Source organism: Corynebacterium sp. HMSC078H07 (genome assembly GCF_001812805.1).
Lineage (GTDB): Bacteria > Actinomycetota > Actinomycetes > Mycobacteriales > Mycobacteriaceae > Corynebacterium.
In genome coordinates, this window is record NZ_KV810442.1 from 15,460 (window position 1) to 31,445 (window position 15,986).

The window sequence follows — 15,986 nt, forward strand, 5'->3', positions numbered from 1 at the left end:
GTTCTTCAATTTGCGGTGCAGAAAGCACCGTGGTCTGCGCGCAATCCTACCCCAGAGTCGAACTTTATGAATAGTCTTCATCGATCTGTTCAATGTCCGGCAGCAGCGGTGCTAGGTCGGGAAGGCGTTCTAGCGAGTCAATGCCGAGGAGCTCAAGGAAAAGCTCAGTCGTTTCGTACTGGTGGGCCAGACCCTCAGCACCTTCAAGCTCGCGAATCAGACCACGCATCATCAGGGTACGGACCACACCATCGACATTGACTCCGCGCACACCGGCTACCTGAGCACGAGTGACCGGCTGGCGGTAGGCAATGACAGCCAAGGTCTCCAAAGCGGCGCGAGAGAGCTTGGTTTGGGTTCCATCGAGCACAAACTGCTCCACGGCATCAGCATTTTCTTTGCGGGTATAAAAACGCCAGCCTTCAGGTGTTTCACGCAGATCAATTCCGGAGCCGCGCTCGGTGAGCTCGCGCTGTAGGCTGCGAAGAACATCACTGACCACGGTGGCCTCCGCATCGAGCGCACGCGCTAAAGCCTCGACGCTCGCCGGTGAATCCACCACTAACAGGATAGATTCCACGCGAGAGCGCAATTGGGAGATAAGCGGTAAAGCTGTGCCTTCGGTGCGGGCGTCCATGACTGGGTAGCGTACCTTTCTTAATCCCAGTTGGCTGCCGCCACGACGGCAGGATCCACATCGAGTCCGGTCCAGGCCAACTCGAGCGGGCCAAGGGATTCCTCCTGAACGGCATCAACAGCCTTGGCTTTGTACAGCTCGAGCAATGCGAGAAAACGGCCGACGATTTCCATAGACACCGTGCAATCCCGAGTCAACGCGTCAAAGCTCATCCATTGACCAGAGCCCAACATCTTGAGTGTGCCGAGAATCTTTCCTGCCTGCTCCGGCACGGAGACCGCCACCTGATGAATGTGGCCGGTTGCCACTTCCTCAGGTGGTTTGGGCCGAAAGACACTGGCAGCAAGTTCCGCAAAACTAGCTGGGGTATGTCCGAGCTTTACCGGTGGCAGAAGCTCGCTGAAGCGCTCCTCCATCGCCACAGCACGCGGGTAACGGCGTTGGGCTTGACGTTGCCACTGGGCGAATTGATCCGCAACCTGCTTATAGGCCTTATATTGCAGCAAACGTGCGAAAAGCAGGTCACGGGTTTCTAGTAGCTCAAGATCTTCGAGGTCATCCACGTCTCCGCGTGGAAGCAAGCGGGCTGCTTTGAGGTCGAGCAACGTCGCCGCAATGAGAAGGAACTCAGTTGTTTCATCCAAATCCGCGGTTTCCCCAAGTGCTCGGGTATACGCCACAAATTCATCAGTGACCTCAGACAGTGCCACCTCAGTGACATCGAGCTTCTTCGCTTGGATGAGCTGGAGAAGAAGGTCAAAGGGACCTTCAAAGTTACCCAGCGCGATGCGAAAGCCGGTGATTTCCGGTTGCGTCATACCGGCACGCTAGACGGTGGCTCGCTCAATGACCTCTTTGGCCAAATCACGGTATTGCTTAGCTGCCTGCGAGCTTGGCGCCCACGACGTAATCGGCTCACCAGCAACGGAGGTTTCGGGAAATCGAACCGTCCGAGTAATAACGGTGTCAAAGACCTTGTCACCAAAGTACTCAACTACGCGATCCATAACCTCACGTGCGTGACGGGTACGGCGATCAAACATGGTGACGAGGATGCCCATGACCTCAAGGTCAAAGTTAATCCGATCGGCCACCTTCTCCACGGTGTCCGTCAACAGTGCTAGGCCGCGCAGGGAGAAGAACTCGCATTCCATTGGGATGATGACGCCTTGGGAGCAGGCCAAAGCGTTGACGGTGAGGAGACCCAAAGAAGGCTGGCAGTCAATAATGATGAAGTCATATTCCTTGCGTACGGGACGCAGTGCGCGAGCAAGCGTATGCTCGCGGCCAACTTCGTTGACCATTTGAATCTCTGCCGCCGAGAGGTCGATGTTGGCGGGGACTAGGTCAAGACCTTGGACGCCGGTATGCACGATGGCAGAATGCACTGAAACATCGCTATCCAACATGACGTCATAGATGGTGTCACCAATCTGGTCATGTGTAAGACCCAGACCTGCAGAAAGAGCACCCTGCGGGTCCAAGTCAACGAGGAGGACTTTACGGCCAAGCTCGGCCAGACAAGCTCCCATGTTGATGGACGAGGTGGTTTTTCCCACGCCACCCTTCTGGTTGCACATCGAAATGATGGTGGCGGGCCCATGCTTTTCCAGTGGCTCTGGTTCCGGCAGCTCCCGCAGTGGGCGGCCGGTCAAACCGACCTGTGCCTCCGAGGCCTCAAACAGTCCCTCGTCGCTCACAGTCACACCTGCTTCCTTGACCTACACGGCCTCTCACGTCTGGCCCGCAGCGCATGCCCACGCCGCCTTCTTACATCGTTGTGATTACAGAGTACCCCCTTGGGCACCCGCCCCGCGATTATAGCCAGCAATAATACTGAGATAAAGCCTAGTGGCTAGACTTTCGACCACGCGAGCGCCAGAACACAAGACCAGCGATGAGCACCACAAGACCCACTCCACCGAAGGCAGCGATGTGCCTGCCAGCGCTGTTCCCCTCGCCATCCGCACCGTTTTCTTCGGCATTGTCTTGTCCATCCGCACCCAGTTGCTGGTCACCCGGAACACCTTCGGCGACGGCTGTAGTGGGATCTGTCAGCGTCACAACGAGTTCAGCAGTCTTTGATTCCTTCTTAATGAATTGCATGATGAAGGGGTTGTCTGGATCTGTTCCCTCTGGGTAGGTCAAGGTCATAGTCCGGGAAGCCTTGTCGATGTCACGCTGAACGCCTTCCACGAACTCTCCCTGCGCATTGAGATAGCGCAGGGTCACGCCATCATCTTCGAGGTGCTTGAAGCGGTTATACAGATCCAACGCTTGCTTGAAGCCGAGCTTTGCCGTGATGGTCTGGCCCTCGATGGTGGATTCGAGGTTGACATACTCCGTATGAGAATCATCCACACCTTCCCAGCCGCGGCCGGTGTGCGGTGTCTGTGAGTGGTCCTGCCCGGTCTCTCCCCCTTCGCGCTCACTGGAACCGGAATCGGCGCCAGATTCCTCGTCACGGTGAGCGCCAGGGGCGGTGCCACCATTTCCTTCATCAGCCTCTCGCCCTTCGCGCTCACCGGAATCCGGATTGTCGCCGGTATTTCCGTCACGGTGAGCGCCAAGGGCGGGGTCGCCTTCAGGGCCAGCTCCCTCATCGGGCCCGCCAAGGCTTTCTGGATCACCATTAGCCGCTGCGTCATTGAGGTCCTGCCCGGTGACGTGCTCATCAGCGACCAACAAAAAGGTCATGGTCACGCCTTGGTAGGTCACAGGGACGCTAAGTTGTCCGCCAGCGGCGGGAGCGGTGACCGTGGCGGAACCACCGGAAGCGGAGACGGTCCAGCCATCGGCGGTCATGTTGACGTCGACGGGCACAGGCAGAGAAACCGTCGTGGTCTGACCGGCTGGTACAGGGATAGTGGCATCCTGCGCGTGAGCCACCGCCGCTCCACCCCAGCTGGACGCAGACACGGGGACCAGAGTGAGGCACCCGGCGGCTATGGCGGCAACGAAACGGCGGTGGAGCGAAGCAGATTGAGGCATAGGGATCTTTCAGAATGGGTAGGTCTAAGGAATAGCTGCCGCGATTTTAGGCGCGGGGATGGGCGGTACGCCAAACCTCACGGAGTGAATCGGCGGTGACGTGAGTGTAGATCTGCGTGGTCGTCACCGACGAATGACCCAGTAGCTCTTGGACGGTGCGGACGTCCGCACCGCCTTCCAGCAAATGGGTAGCAAAAGAATGGCGCAAGGTGTGGGGAGAAATAGTGGCCTTAAGGTGGGCACGCTCCGCGGCCGACTTAATCGCGGCCCAGGCGCTTTGGCGCGATAGTGTTTTGCCGCGAGTGTTGAGAAATAGTGCGTGAGACGCACCTGTGGACAGGACTGGTCGTGAACGCACCAGGTAGTCCTCCACCGCCTTCACCGCATGTGACCCCATAGGCACAAGGCGCTGCTTGTCGCCCTTACCGCTGAGCATCAGGATGTCCCGGACCGAGCGCGGTCCTTCGCCCGTGACGTCATCGACGTTCAAAGAAATGACCTCGGAGATACGTGCACCGGTGCCGTAGAGCATCTCTAACAAAGCGCGGTCACGGATGTCGATGGGCGTGGCGGCGTCGTCAGTAGGGATTGCGCTGAGTAGCGTGTCGATATCGTCGACGGTCAGCGTTTCCGGCAGGTGCTGCGCGCGTTTGGGCGGCGAGACTTCCGCCGCCACATCGGTTTCGATAAGGCCCTCTGCAAGGGCAAACTTGTGTAGGCCGCGAGCGACGATGAGAGCACGGCTAGCAGATGATTGCGCGAGCGATTCACGCAAATGGACCAGATAGTTCTCCACATGGGTGCGCTGGACGTGCCGCAGGTCCGTAATGCCGAGCTCAGCCAGCCAGGTGATGTAGCGGTTGATGTCACGGCGGTAGTTGCTCACCGTGTTTTTCGATGCGCCTTTCTCCACCATGAGGTGCATAAGCCAAGCATGCCCTGCTGACTGGGCCGGAGTGTCGCCGCTCACAGCTTCTTGAGGTCGGGGCCTGAGCGGCGGCTGGCCATCGACTGCGGCCGAATATCAAAAGGCACGTCCACAGAGCGCGGCGAACGAGCACCACTAACACAAGCATGCGCAGCGAGAATGCCAGCCACGGCGATCGAGTTCACAATCTCACCTGACAGGACGCGTTCTACGGCCTTGTCAAGGTCTACCCACGCAAAAGCCATGTCGGCTTCTTCATCGCCTTCGGCATCGAGCTTGTCCACCTGAGACAAATCACGGGCCAGAAACACTCGCACTGCTTCCTCGCAAAAGCCTGGTGACGTTACTAAGTCAGTCAGCACACCCCACTGCGAGGCGGAAAGGCCAGCTTCTTCTTGCAGCTCGCGCTGGGCACCAGTGAGTTCGTCTTCTCCTTTGACGTCGAGAAGCCCTGCGGGCAACTCCCATAAGCGCCGGCCCACGCTGTGGCGGTACTGTTCCACCATAGCCACGCGATTGCTGTCATCGAGGGCTACCACAGCGACAGCGCCTAGGTGTTCCACGACTTCGCGCTGGGCGACGACCTCGCCGGGCATGACGACATCATCGCGGCGAACGGCGATAATGGGGGCGTCGAGAAGCCGCTCGGTACCTACTGTGCGAAACTGGTGCGCCATTTACAGATCCTTCGGCAGTGCCGGTGCGGCATTCTGAGCATTGGCGGCAGCACCGTATACGCCGTGCTCACCGTCAAGCTGTTCCTTGACCGCGAGAACGGCAGCCATCTGAGACACCGGGTGGTCAATGGAATCCACCGTAGTGATTTCCGTTTTGGCCTTACGCAGCTTCTCCAGTGCACCGCCGTTTCCCGCGGCCTTCACCTGACCTGCATAGACGGTTGATGCACCGACGGAATCGAATCCTTCGAGGAACTTCACTGTTGTGTCGATGGCGTACCGGGCCGGAGCATCCTCCTCACTATCGTTAGCGGTCTGCCGGCCACCGATAACGATGACTGCTTGCGCGGGCACAATCGTGCCGTCCTTATACTCGATAAAACCCGCTTCGCGCAGCGCACGCAAAAGAGTGGCCCGGTCATCCACGGATGCCAGCGGCTCAGTGCTCTTCGGATCCAGCATGAGAGCAGCCGCCAAAGCTTCGCCCGAGTGTGTGCCGGCATCTACCTTTTTCTCATCAAGCTTGGCGCCCGCCGGAAGCGTATTCGTCACCAAGGAAAGTAGCTTGTCAGCAGAATCCTGCTCAAAGAATTTCCGGGTAAGAGTGATATGTCCGGCATCCGTCGAATCGGCGGACTTCAGCAGATCCTTCACCGCATTCACGTCCGGTTCCTTAGCATCGGGAGTGCTAATAACCATCACCGGACGCTGCACCAAAGAACCATCGACGACGAACCGGTTGAGATCACGCAAGACCGAGTCTGCGGAATCCAGCTGGGCCTCGTGAATCTCGTTTTCGACCACCAGCTCGGCATATTTCTCCCGTACCTCGTCGTGAGAGCCAGCTTTGTCCCCGCCTGGAGTGGAGTCCATATTCGGCGCAATGAGCAGCGTGCCAACAGCAACGCCAAGGGCCGTGCCGAAACCTAGGCCAGCGACGAGGAGGGACTTAGGCGAAGTCATTATTTGAACCACCCCTGGACGCTGAGCGCAAAGTTGTTCCACGTGTCAATGAGGTTCTGCAGGAAGGACTCATCGCCGCCAAGTCCCACGATGAGGATCACCACAGCGAGGGCAACGAGGATTCCGAGAAGGGCCCACAGCCAGCCCATGGCTCCGGAGCTCGGCGCGGTGTAGAGGTTGATAACGGCATCGGCATCCACCAAGCGGGTACCGGCCTTCATGCGCGACAAAAGAGCCGCCGGGGTGGCATTAGGCTTGTTGGCAAAGATGTCATCGAGATCGAGCGCGCCGCCCACCTGCACGATCATCTGCGCATCGTGATAATCCGCCAGCAACAGTGCAAGATCCGTGGCCGAGTCTGTAGCAGCCGGGAAGGTCATAGCACCAATGCCAAGATCCTGAATGCGCTCAAGGCCTTCGGCAGTGCCGTCTGGTTCCGCAGGCAGGATAACCTGGGCGCCTCCGCGCAAGGTCTCAGAGCTAACGTCGGATGGATTTCCCACGATGAAATGCGGCTGATAGCCCAGCTCAACAATCGTATCGGCAGCGGCATCGACGCCGATGATGACGGGTTCGTATTCGCGAATGAAGTTACGCAGCAAGGAAAGCTTTTTGCGGTGTTCCTCAGAAGGCGAGACAACAAGTACCTTGCGGCCCGCCATGTCAGAACCCGCATCAGGGACGCCGAGGCCGTCGATCAGCAGCGGGCCCTCCGAGTGAATGAACTCGATGGAGTTACCGAAGTATGCCTCCATATGATCGATGAGTTCCTGCTGGGCGGAGGCAAAGTTCTTCTCGGCCCGGTCACGGGTAACAACGGTTCCTGATGCCAGCTGAGTGTCGCCCACGTAGACGGTGCCGTCCTCGGTCAGGCGGGCCTTCTTGCCGTCCTTGAAATGTGCCACGAAGTCTTCGCCGACGCCCTCGATGAGGGTGACGTCGGCGTCGAGAAGCATGTGCGGACCATAGTTGGGAATGGAACCGGTGGAGAATTCAGCCACGTTAATCACGGCCGCCGGCTTCATATCAACGAGGGTCTGGGCCTCTTGGCGGGAGATGTTGGCTGCGTTAATGACGGCGAAATCACCGGCGCTGAACTTCTTCATGCCCTTTCCGCCTGGGGTGCAGTCACGGAGCGCGCCGTGTTCTCCAGGCAGATCGGTATTACGGGAAAACAGACTCATGTCTGACAGTTTCCCCTGTTAGAGGCTCAATGTGTGGAAGGCGCGCGGAAGTCTGCTACTTCTGCTTGTGCACGGTCGAAGAGCTCCTGCGCATGTGCGCGGCCCGTCGCAGTGTCATCAAGTCCCGCAAGCATTCGCGCAAGCTCCTCGACGCGTTCTTCAGAGCTAAGGTTCGCCACGCCGGAGGTGAATTTTTCCTTGGAGACGTGCAGATGTGAGTCCGCATAGGCGGCGACTTGGGGCAAGTGGGTGACACAAATGACCTGGTTGGTCGTAGAGAGCCGTGCTAGCCGACGCCCAATTTCCACCGCCGCGCGCCCACCTACGCCGGCATCGACCTCGTCGAAGACCAAGGTCGTGCCGTCGCCGCTGGCAAGAACGACTTCCATCGCGAGCATAACGCGAGAAAGCTCACCACCGGAAGCGGCCGATGCCAAAGGCTTGCCATGGAGTTGGAATTCGACTTCGTCCGCACCCGATTTGGAGTATTTGGCCTTGTTGACCGTGACCGTCAGAGTAGAGTTCGGCATGGCCAGACCGTGGATCTCCTCGGTGACCTGAGCTCCGAGCTTCTTTGCTGCTTTGGCACGGGCGGTGGTGAGTTTCTCTGCCTTCGCCACCATGTCTTTTTCGGCCTCCATCACTTGCTTTTTGAGGGCTTCCAAGGCTTCCGTGGACGTATCGAGCGTCGCGAGCTTCGACTCGGCAGATTCGCGCCAGGCCAGCACCCCATCGATATCGGCGGCGTATTTGCGGGTAAGCCGCTTGAGGTCTTGTTGGCGCTGCAGTGACTCTTCCAGAAGGCTAGGGTCTGCGGGAAGATCACTAAGGTAGGTGGTGAGTTCAGCAGCGATATCCGTGAGCTGTGCCGTGGCTTCGCTGAGGCGATCGGCCAGCGATGCGAGTGCGTCGTCGTTGGTTCCGGTTAACGCAGATTCAGCAGCACCCACGAGATTGACCGCGGTGTCTTCATCGCCGAAACCTTCCCCACCATCCAGGGCGGTCAGGGCCGTCGCTGCGGCCTCACGCAGGGTATCGACATCCTGCAGCCGGCGAATGAGGGTGACCAACTCCACGTCCTCACCCGGCTTCGGGTCCAGCTCAGCAATTTCATTAATGGCGAACTGGAGGCGGTCAACTTCTTGCGCCATTTCTCGGCGCGACTCAGTGCGCCTGTGATAGTCCTTGGCCAGTAAGCGCCAGTGGCTAAAGGACTCCGCATAAGCGGTGCGTACTTTCTCGATGCTAGGTTCAAACCTATCGATAGCTGCGAGCTGTTGATCGGGCGACAGTAGTCGCAGCTGGTCATTTTGGCCGTGAACGGTAATGAGGTGGGAAGCGAACTCCCCTAGTGTGGCTGCTGGTACTGCGCGCCCACCCAAGTAAGCGCGGGAACGTCCGGCGGCTGACACCGTACGCGAAGCAATGAATTCGCCGTTTTCATCCGGCTCACCCCCGGCGTCCTCAACCAGCTGGGCCACCACTTTTGAGTGTGAAGAAAAATGCCCCTCAACAGCAGCTTTCGCGGCGCCATCGCGCACCCGGGATGCATCGGCCCGTCCACCCGCTAAAAGGCGCAAGCCAGTAACCACCATGGTCTTACCCGCACCGGTTTCACCGGTGAGCACAGTGAGGCCATGGGAAAGTTCTGCTGAGGAGCTCTCAATCACTCCGAGGTCAGCGATGCTGATATCAACGAGCATGTAGGTCTTCCTCCTTGTCCTGCGTCACCCTAGTAGGGACAATCTAGTGCCGCGGTCCACGCCAGCCTTCAACAGGCAGACGCAATTTGGAAACGAGGCGGTCCGTAAATGGCTGATCGTCGAGGCGCACCCAGCGCACAGGGCGGCTACCGCGCACGATTTCCACGCGTGCACCGGGTGGCATTGAGATTTCACGGAAGCCATCGAGAATGACCACGGCTGGAGTCGTAGCCGAGGCTGATTCCACTGCCACCTGCGCATCAGGTGAGACCACAAGAGGCTTGGTAAACAGCGCATGCGCATTGTTAGGAACAACGAGAATGGCATCCAGCGACGGCCATAAGACCGGTCCGCCAGCGGAGAAGGCATAAGCCGTCGATCCAGTCGGGGTGGAAATAAGCACGCCGTCACAGCCGAACGACGACACTGGGCGGCCATCGATCTCCAGGATGGCGTCAAGAACACCGGAGCGGTTGAGGTTCTCTATCGACGCCTCATTAAGTGCCCATCCTCGCTGGCGGAGTTCGCCTTCAGCGTCAAAGACAGCAACGTCGATAGTGAGACGGTCTTCCACTTCATAAGACTGCTCGATAACTCGCACAAGTGCACGATCCAATGACTCGGCTTCCCACTCAGCAAGGAAGCCCACGTGTCCTAGGTTGATGCCCAGGACGGGGACATCGACAGCACGAGCCATATCCGCGGCGCGCAGGAAGGTGCCATCTCCACCGAGGACAAGGACCAACTCGCAGCCTTCCGCTGCCGCCGGTGTGTGCTTGACGTGCTGTAGACCCGTAAGAACAGTATTGGCTGCACAGACGCGAACCTTTATACCTGCTTCTTGCAGCAGTTCTGCTGCTCGGTGCGTGGCCGCGAGGTTCTCTTCACGGCTGGCATGCGGGACAAGAAGAATTTCTCGGCGCGCGGTTGCCTCCGCGGCAACAGTCCTGCTCACTGTGGTCCCTCCTCAATGGCCGTGTGGATCATCGCGTCTAGCTTATCCTCTGGTGTCGACATTCCGTCCTTCACCAGCCAGAGGAAATACTCCACATTGCCGCTTGGCCCTGGCAGCGGGGATGCTGCCGCTCCCTTCACACTGAGCCCCAAGCTCTGGGCAAAGATTGCCACGTCTTTCGTGACCTCCGCCCGCAGCTCCGGTGACCGCACGACTCCGCCAGAACCAATACGGTCTTTTCCTACCTCAAACTGGGGCTTAACCATGGGCAAAAGCCACGCACCGTCCGCCATACACTCAGTAATGGCAGGCAAAACCAGTTTCAGGGAGATGAAGGAGAGGTCGCCCACCATGGCGTTGCACAGCCCCCCAGTCTGCTCCACGGTGAGGTTGCGAATATTTGTACGGTCGAGCACCGTCACGCGGTCGTCATTCTGCAATCTCCACAAAAGCTGCCCGTATCCTACATCCACGGACAAGACTTCGGCAGCGCCCTTGCGCAGGCACACGTCTGTAAATCCGCCGGTCGATGCCCCCGCATCCAGCACGCGCAGCCCCTCGAGGTCGACGTCGAAGGCATCAAGAGCTCCTAGAAGCTTGTGTGCGCCTCGCGACGCCCAATCGTCCCCCTCCACGGCTTCCACCTTGATGGAGACTTCGGGTTCTACAACCGTGGCGGGTTTGGTGGCTTTGAATCCACCTACCGTGACTCGGCCGGCCTTAATCATCTCTACGGCATGCTCACGAGAGCGAGCGATTTTGCGACGAACCAGCTCCGCATCGAGGCGGCGGCGTTGTGGGGGCATGGGCTTCTTTCCTCAGTTGTCTTGGAGGGCATCACGCAGCACAGAGTGTGCCCGATCCAGCTGGTTTAGTTCCTCCTCTGGGGAGTCTGCCGGTTCCTGCAGAATCTCGGCTACAGAGGCGTCGAGTGCCTCCGGCGCCAAGACCGCACGTGGATCGTGTGGCTTTACTGCCATGTAGACACTGCCTTCTCTGCGAACTCACTGCGCGGCTGAATATAGCGCGGTGCCTGCGAGCCAGCCCAAGCAACTTCAAGGACCGTGCGCAGCGCTTCAATCGACGTCGACTTTTCATTGCCGCCTTGGAGGACGATGTCGTAACCATCGTAACGCGCCATAAATCCTCCCTGGGCGCCAGGACGTGCTTGGGCTTCCGAAAGGGAGAGCTCGTGGAAACCTGCTCCAACAAAGTTGGGGCGAAGCTCCGCTGGGGCTTCGATAAGCTCAAGCTCACGGGAAACACCAGTCAGCACGTGAAAAGTATCCATAGCAGCAGTGTTTCCGCCGGCAATGTCGGTATCAAGCCGATCTCCCACAGCCAGCGGTTTGGTCGAGCCGACAAGCTTGGCGGCCTGAGTAAACATAGCAGGCTCAGGCTTGCCCGCTGACTTTGGTTCCACACCCGTCGTCGACGTAATCGCGGCGACAAGGGAGCCATTGCCCACAGCCAGGCCACGTTCAGTAGGCAGCTGCGTATCCAGGTTGGATGCGTAGAACTTAGCACCCTGGTTAATGGCAATAGCGCCCTCCGAAAGCTGTTCCCACCCCACGGACTTGTCCATCCCTTGGAGAACAGCCGCCGGCTTCTCGTCTGCACTGCTGACAACCTCGAACCCTGCGTCACGAGCAAGTGTACGGAAAGAATCAGCACCGATAATGAGGACCCGGGATCCTGCCGGAAGATCCTCACGCGCCATACGGACAGCCGCCTGTGCGGACGTCACGACGTGCTTGGCGTCGGTATCAAGCCCAATCTGGCCCAGCATATCTGCCACGGTTTGCGGGCTACGTGAGGCGTTATTGGTTACGTACACCGCCGGAATACCGCACGAGTTGATGACATCTACGACGCACTGCAGTGCCTGGCCACCCTCCCAGACGGTTCCGTCCAGATCCAACAGAAGCGAATCATGGGTTGTGAGAATACTCATTGTTAGCACTCGGCCAGACGCTCAGCAGCGTCGGTCCAGTCTCCTTCATCAATGTCAGTAGCGTGTTGGAACCATTCCTTGGCTTCATCCTTACGGCCGGCTTCCAAAAGTGCATTGGCGTAGGCATAGGAAAGACGGCAGGCAGCTACGCCAGTGTCGTTTTTGTTCGGCTGCGCACGCTGGATGGTGACCACGGCCGAATCAGCCTGGCCCATATCAAGTCGTGCACCGGCAGCAACGATGGCCAGCTCGATGGCGTCCTCCGGTGCAAGCTCCTTGGCGTCATCGCTGCGCCACAGCTCAACTGCCTTTTCTGGCCGGCCCAAGCCACGTTCACAGTCAGCCATGACAGCAAGCAGACCTGGCCCACCAGAAATGCGGCGGGCAGCGCGCAACTCAGCAAGGGCTTCTTTCCATTCGCCCGCGCGGTAAGCAGCGATACCATTCATCTCACGCGCCACTGAAACGCGACCAGCTCGGTCCTTTGCTGCGCGCGCATGGCGCAGGCTCAGCTGTGGATCATCATCGAGCCACGTGGCCGCCATGATGAGATGCTTAGCCACCGCCTCAGAATTCTCCTTCGACAGCGAAGAAAGATCCTGCAGCACCGAGGGATCAAGATCCGTGATGTCGATATCGGAGGGCAGATCCGGATCGGTCATGCGACGGTTGATTCGCTCCTCACGGTAGCCGGAGCGCTGGGGATGGGAGACCTTGTGTTTGTCACGGTCGTGCCCTTTACGGTCGTTGCGACGCTCATCGCGGCGATTGCCGCGACGTTCTTCTCGACGCCCCGATACTCCCCCACGTTTTTCAAATCTGCGGCCCCCGGATCGGTTGTTTCCGCGATTGCTATCCGAGGAACGTTCACGGCCGCGGCCGTGATCGCGGGACTTAGAATCAGACATTAAAGCCAAGCACTTTCTGCGGTAGACGCCTCCGTATGTACCGACCCAGTGTACAGGTCACCACGTCAAAAGCGGCAATACGTTCGTCCCCTAGTGAAGTGCCCCACACCGCGGAATAAACTGCAACTCAGACCGTATCTGGAAGCGGCCCCAAGTTGTCCAACGGCCAGCCATAGCGGACACGGTCCAATCCTGCTGCCACTTGTGGGCGCGCAAGTCCAGTCTCAAGGCTTCCATGCTCTATAGGCTTACCTCGTACGACGGCAAGAAAAGTCCATCCATTGTGACGTTGAGCATCTAGCCGAATCTTATGGCGCTCGCTGGCCAAAGCCACTCCATCAGCTATCAACTGGCGTGGTTTCCTCGCGCACGCTTCAAACTCTTCAATGGTTCGCGTCTCACCGCTGGGAGCAACCACCATGAGCGTAGTGAGATAAAAGTACTTTGCTTTATCAGCCTTTACATTCTTCTCGTCATAGTAGAGACTGCCGATCAGCGCGGGATAACAATCAATCCAACCGTTCTTCCAAGCGGTAGATAGTTTTCGTACAAAGAGCCGCCATTTCACGTAGTCAACAATGTGATAAAGGGAGATTCCTACGGCACACAAAATAATCAGCCACGGCACTTCTCTCCCATTAGCAATCCACGCAATGAACGAAATGAATGAGCCGGCTCCCATAATGATCCCGAGAAAGAGAATCCCCTCCAACAATGTTCCACTGTCCGGGACTGGCCCCTGGGATGCAAACACTTTGTGAAGATTATGCGGTGAGGGATTTTCGTGCTTTTCCTTGTAGGGCACCGACTCTAGATCATTCAGGAAGACCGAGTTATATCTGTTGGTAAAGGGAATGGACGTCTGGGTAAACTTCATCGCCTGCTCCTTCGATGCCTCACAGGTGAGCTGTAAAAGCTATTTTAAACCGCCGTCTCTATTCACCGGCCCCTATTCACCCAGCAATGCTATGCCGCAGGCTTCACAGCAATCGAATCCCCGCAGAACATGGTCGACCCGTCTTCTGCATGCTTTCGCAGCCGAGGATCGTCACTCAGCTTTAGCGGCTACTGTGCCGACGCGCTTCTCGTGCTCATCCCAGTAGGCCCTAGAGTTCCTCGCGCCTTTCCACCCCACAAGAAACGCTGTACCGAGCCCAACTATGGGAACAAGAATCGCACCAGCCGGGCTAAAGAACGAGGCTAAGAACGCTATCGCATGATCAAACTGCAAGAACTCCAGCACGACTCCGACGAGTTCACCGCGGCTGTGCATATCAGGAACGCGTTCGGTGACGGGCGCGAGTACCGGATTAATCCGCTCACGAATGGCAGGACCAAACATCAAAACGACGAAAGAAAGCGCGGCAAACACGAGCTTTTTGCTGACCTGGTAGCCGCCTGATAACACCGGGTTGTCCATCAGCTTCATGATGCCATCACGACGACTACCCGCGTCTACTGGGAGAAAATCAACGCTGCTCAAGCCGCTAGATAGCTTCACACGTGAGATTCCTCCAGCCGAAGACTCAATCGCTACAGTCTCCCGGGCAACTAGGTGCTGCAATGAGTCTTCTTCCCACCCTTTCGAAGGTTCATTCCGAAAAACCAGTGTGTGGTCCACGTCTTTAACGCGCGATACAACGCGTCCCCCGACCAAAAGGCACGCCGCATCAATCTTGCCAATCAAGCCTTGCGGGGCACCTGCTTCCTCCACCGCGGTCGCGATGTCCTCAGCAGTATTGAATCTGCCTCCAGAGATGGACTGCTTAGTTAAGGATTCAATTGTTCCCCTAGGCGCTACAAGGACATAGCACCAATTACCGCGCCTTGGCAGTTCCCACAATGTGAATCCATCAGGCAAACAGAACCATCCCTTCCCTTCAATCGAATATGCCTCCACGTTACATGGGAGTGAAACCTCGCAAAAAGGGGAACGGCACAACTTGCGGTGTTCAATGGCCAACTCCTCGCAGCCCCCTCTGCTCCAGCTGCGCGATTTTCTATGTGTCCAGACGTTGAAGTGCAGACCTACAGGTCGCGGTATCCCGGTGTTTTCGGTGGATGTTGCGCCAGCTGGCGACCCATTGCCTTCAATTTGTCGGTCCGAAAACCTAGGAACTCCCTATACTTCCCTATCCGAAAGGACCTGACATGATGAAAAAGCCCCTAGCTATCATCGGCACCACCGCACTGCTTTTGACGGCAGCGCCCACCGCCAACGCTGAAGACAGTACACCGCATAACACCAACCAGGGCTCGTCCACCGATCTCAATGAGCTCGTCGTTGACTCCCCCATCTACGACATCATCGCCATCCCAGTCACGCTCTCATCAATGGTACTTTCGCTCATTGGTATTCCTCAGTGCGGTTTGCATGACACCCGCGGATGCAAGAAGGGTTAAGGGCCAAACCCAACCTCTAGCTTCTACCTCGATGAAGAAGCCCGCCAGCCCAGCGTTCTTGGGTTGGCGGGTATCCATTTGCCGCGCTTTGAGACTTCTCCCGGCTAAGCCCTAGGCGTAACCTGATTCCTTCCCCATGGCGGTGGCACGTTTTTCTATGTGTCCAGACGTGGAAGTGCAGACCTGCAGGTGGTGGTTCGCCGGGGCTACCGCGGCCGGGGTTATGTCAGGGCAAGGGTGGGAGCGCTAGCGAGTACCCGCGCCAGCAAAACCCGCTCACTGAAACATCAGTGAGCGGGTTAAAATAACCGGGATTATTCGGCAGGGCGAAGGCGATCCCTCGCCCACTTTTCGGCCTCTTCAGTCGCAGCGGTAGACGCGTCCAGAGCGTTCACGATGCTCCGTTGCTGGCCACCATCAAGACGATCCCACTGCTCGTTCAAGGCCGCGACGATGATCACCTGGACGTGCTCGCCACTACTTAAGGTTGCATCGTCAGGATCATAAACAGGCACACCGTGAGTAGCGAGTAGATCATTGATTGGTTTCATGGGTATCAGTCTTTCCTTAGTGGTGGACGCGCATGCGCAATCACTAGAAAGCATTTTCTATAAGTGCTTTATTAAACAGGATGCTGCATCGGTCGTCACGTGCACGCTGACCCCAATCTGAGTGTTCCCGAT

At 57.8% G+C, this 15,986-nt stretch carries 18 protein-coding genes; 1 reads left to right on the forward strand and 17 read right to left on the reverse strand.

Annotated features, from left to right (window positions below):
* Positions 1-64: 64 nt before the first annotated feature.
* From scpB to HMPREF2875_RS01960, 16 genes are all read right to left on the reverse strand, one after another.
* Complete coding sequence (scpB, locus tag HMPREF2875_RS01890) at positions 65-637, reverse strand: SMC-Scp complex subunit ScpB (RefSeq protein WP_070669812.1); 573 nt, start codon at positions 635-637, stop codon at positions 65-67.
* Between the two features lie 20 nt (positions 638-657).
* A complete protein-coding gene (locus HMPREF2875_RS01895; protein WP_070669813.1) occupies positions 658-1,455 on the reverse strand; it encodes a segregation and condensation protein A in 798 nt (265 codons plus the stop codon).
* Between the two features lie 9 nt (positions 1,456-1,464).
* A complete protein-coding gene (locus HMPREF2875_RS01900; protein ID WP_210388132.1) occupies positions 1,465-2,343 on the reverse strand; it encodes a ParA family protein in 879 nt (292 codons plus the stop codon).
* 142 nt (positions 2,344-2,485) lie between these two features.
* Complete coding sequence (locus tag HMPREF2875_RS01905) at positions 2,486-3,628, reverse strand: putative sodium/potassium/calcium exchanger (RefSeq protein ID WP_070669814.1); 1,143 nt, start codon at positions 3,626-3,628, stop codon at positions 2,486-2,488.
* A 46-nt stretch (positions 3,629-3,674) separates the two neighbouring features.
* Positions 3,675-4,553: a site-specific tyrosine recombinase XerD gene (xerD, locus tag HMPREF2875_RS01910; RefSeq protein ID WP_070669815.1), complete on the reverse strand. Its 879-nt coding sequence runs from the start codon at positions 4,551-4,553 to the stop codon at positions 3,675-3,677.
* A gap of 41 nt (positions 4,554-4,594) precedes the next feature.
* Positions 4,595-5,233 (reverse strand): NUDIX domain-containing protein, encoded by a 639-nt coding sequence (locus HMPREF2875_RS01915; RefSeq protein WP_070669816.1) that lies wholly within the window; start codon positions 5,231-5,233, stop codon positions 4,595-4,597.
* Entirely contained in the window at positions 5,234-6,196 is a 963-nt protein-coding gene (locus tag HMPREF2875_RS01920; protein ID WP_070669817.1) for a copper transporter, read from the reverse strand.
* Positions 6,196-7,380 (reverse strand): putative cytokinetic ring protein SteA, encoded by a 1,185-nt coding sequence (steA, locus tag HMPREF2875_RS01925; RefSeq protein ID WP_070669818.1) that lies wholly within the window; start codon positions 7,378-7,380, stop codon positions 6,196-6,198. The genes HMPREF2875_RS01920 and steA overlap by 1 nt, the downstream gene beginning before the upstream one ends.
* A gap of 26 nt (positions 7,381-7,406) precedes the next feature.
* On the reverse strand, positions 7,407-9,083 hold the full coding sequence (gene recN / locus HMPREF2875_RS01930) for a DNA repair protein RecN (RefSeq protein ID WP_070669819.1): 1,677 nt from the start codon (positions 9,081-9,083) through the stop codon (positions 7,407-7,409).
* Between the two features lie 43 nt (positions 9,084-9,126).
* Positions 9,127-10,038: an NAD kinase gene (locus HMPREF2875_RS01935; RefSeq protein ID WP_070669820.1), complete on the reverse strand. Its 912-nt coding sequence runs from the start codon at positions 10,036-10,038 to the stop codon at positions 9,127-9,129.
* The gene (locus tag HMPREF2875_RS01940; RefSeq protein WP_070669821.1) at positions 10,035-10,844 is read right to left on the reverse strand and encodes a TlyA family RNA methyltransferase; all 810 of its coding nucleotides are present in this window, start codon (positions 10,842-10,844) and stop codon (positions 10,035-10,037) included. Before HMPREF2875_RS01940 ends, HMPREF2875_RS01935 begins: the two co-directional genes overlap by 4 nt.
* A gap of 12 nt (positions 10,845-10,856) precedes the next feature.
* Positions 10,857-11,018 carry a hypothetical protein gene (locus HMPREF2875_RS13635; protein WP_168165554.1) on the reverse strand — a complete coding sequence of 54 codons (162 nt, stop codon included), beginning with the start codon at positions 11,016-11,018 and terminating at the stop codon, positions 10,857-10,859.
* Positions 11,009-11,992 (reverse strand): HAD-IIA family hydrolase, encoded by a 984-nt coding sequence (locus tag HMPREF2875_RS01945; RefSeq protein ID WP_070669822.1) that lies wholly within the window; start codon positions 11,990-11,992, stop codon positions 11,009-11,011. Before HMPREF2875_RS01945 ends, HMPREF2875_RS13635 begins: the two co-directional genes overlap by 10 nt.
* Positions 11,993-11,994: 2 nt before the next feature.
* On the reverse strand, positions 11,995-12,900 hold the full coding sequence (locus HMPREF2875_RS01950) for a tetratricopeptide repeat protein (protein ID WP_070669823.1): 906 nt from the start codon (positions 12,898-12,900) through the stop codon (positions 11,995-11,997).
* Positions 12,901-13,027: 127 nt separating this feature from the next.
* Positions 13,028-13,777 carry a hypothetical protein gene (locus HMPREF2875_RS01955; RefSeq protein ID WP_070669824.1) on the reverse strand — a complete coding sequence of 250 codons (750 nt, stop codon included), beginning with the start codon at positions 13,775-13,777 and terminating at the stop codon, positions 13,028-13,030.
* A gap of 171 nt (positions 13,778-13,948) precedes the next feature.
* On the reverse strand, positions 13,949-14,401 hold the full coding sequence (locus HMPREF2875_RS01960) for a hypothetical protein (protein WP_246817008.1): 453 nt from the start codon (positions 14,399-14,401) through the stop codon (positions 13,949-13,951).
* A 650-nt stretch (positions 14,402-15,051) separates the two neighbouring features.
* Here HMPREF2875_RS01960 and HMPREF2875_RS01965 point away from each other — a divergent pair.
* On the forward strand, positions 15,052-15,303 hold the full coding sequence (locus HMPREF2875_RS01965) for a hypothetical protein (RefSeq protein WP_246817009.1): 252 nt from the start codon (positions 15,052-15,054) through the stop codon (positions 15,301-15,303).
* A 314-nt stretch (positions 15,304-15,617) separates the two neighbouring features.
* Here the strand turns inward: HMPREF2875_RS01965 and HMPREF2875_RS01970 are convergent, their stop codons facing one another.
* Positions 15,618-15,854, reverse strand: coding sequence for an antitoxin (locus tag HMPREF2875_RS01970; RefSeq protein ID WP_246817010.1), 237 nt, complete (start codon positions 15,852-15,854; stop codon positions 15,618-15,620).
* Between the last annotated feature and the right edge of the window lie 132 nt (positions 15,855-15,986).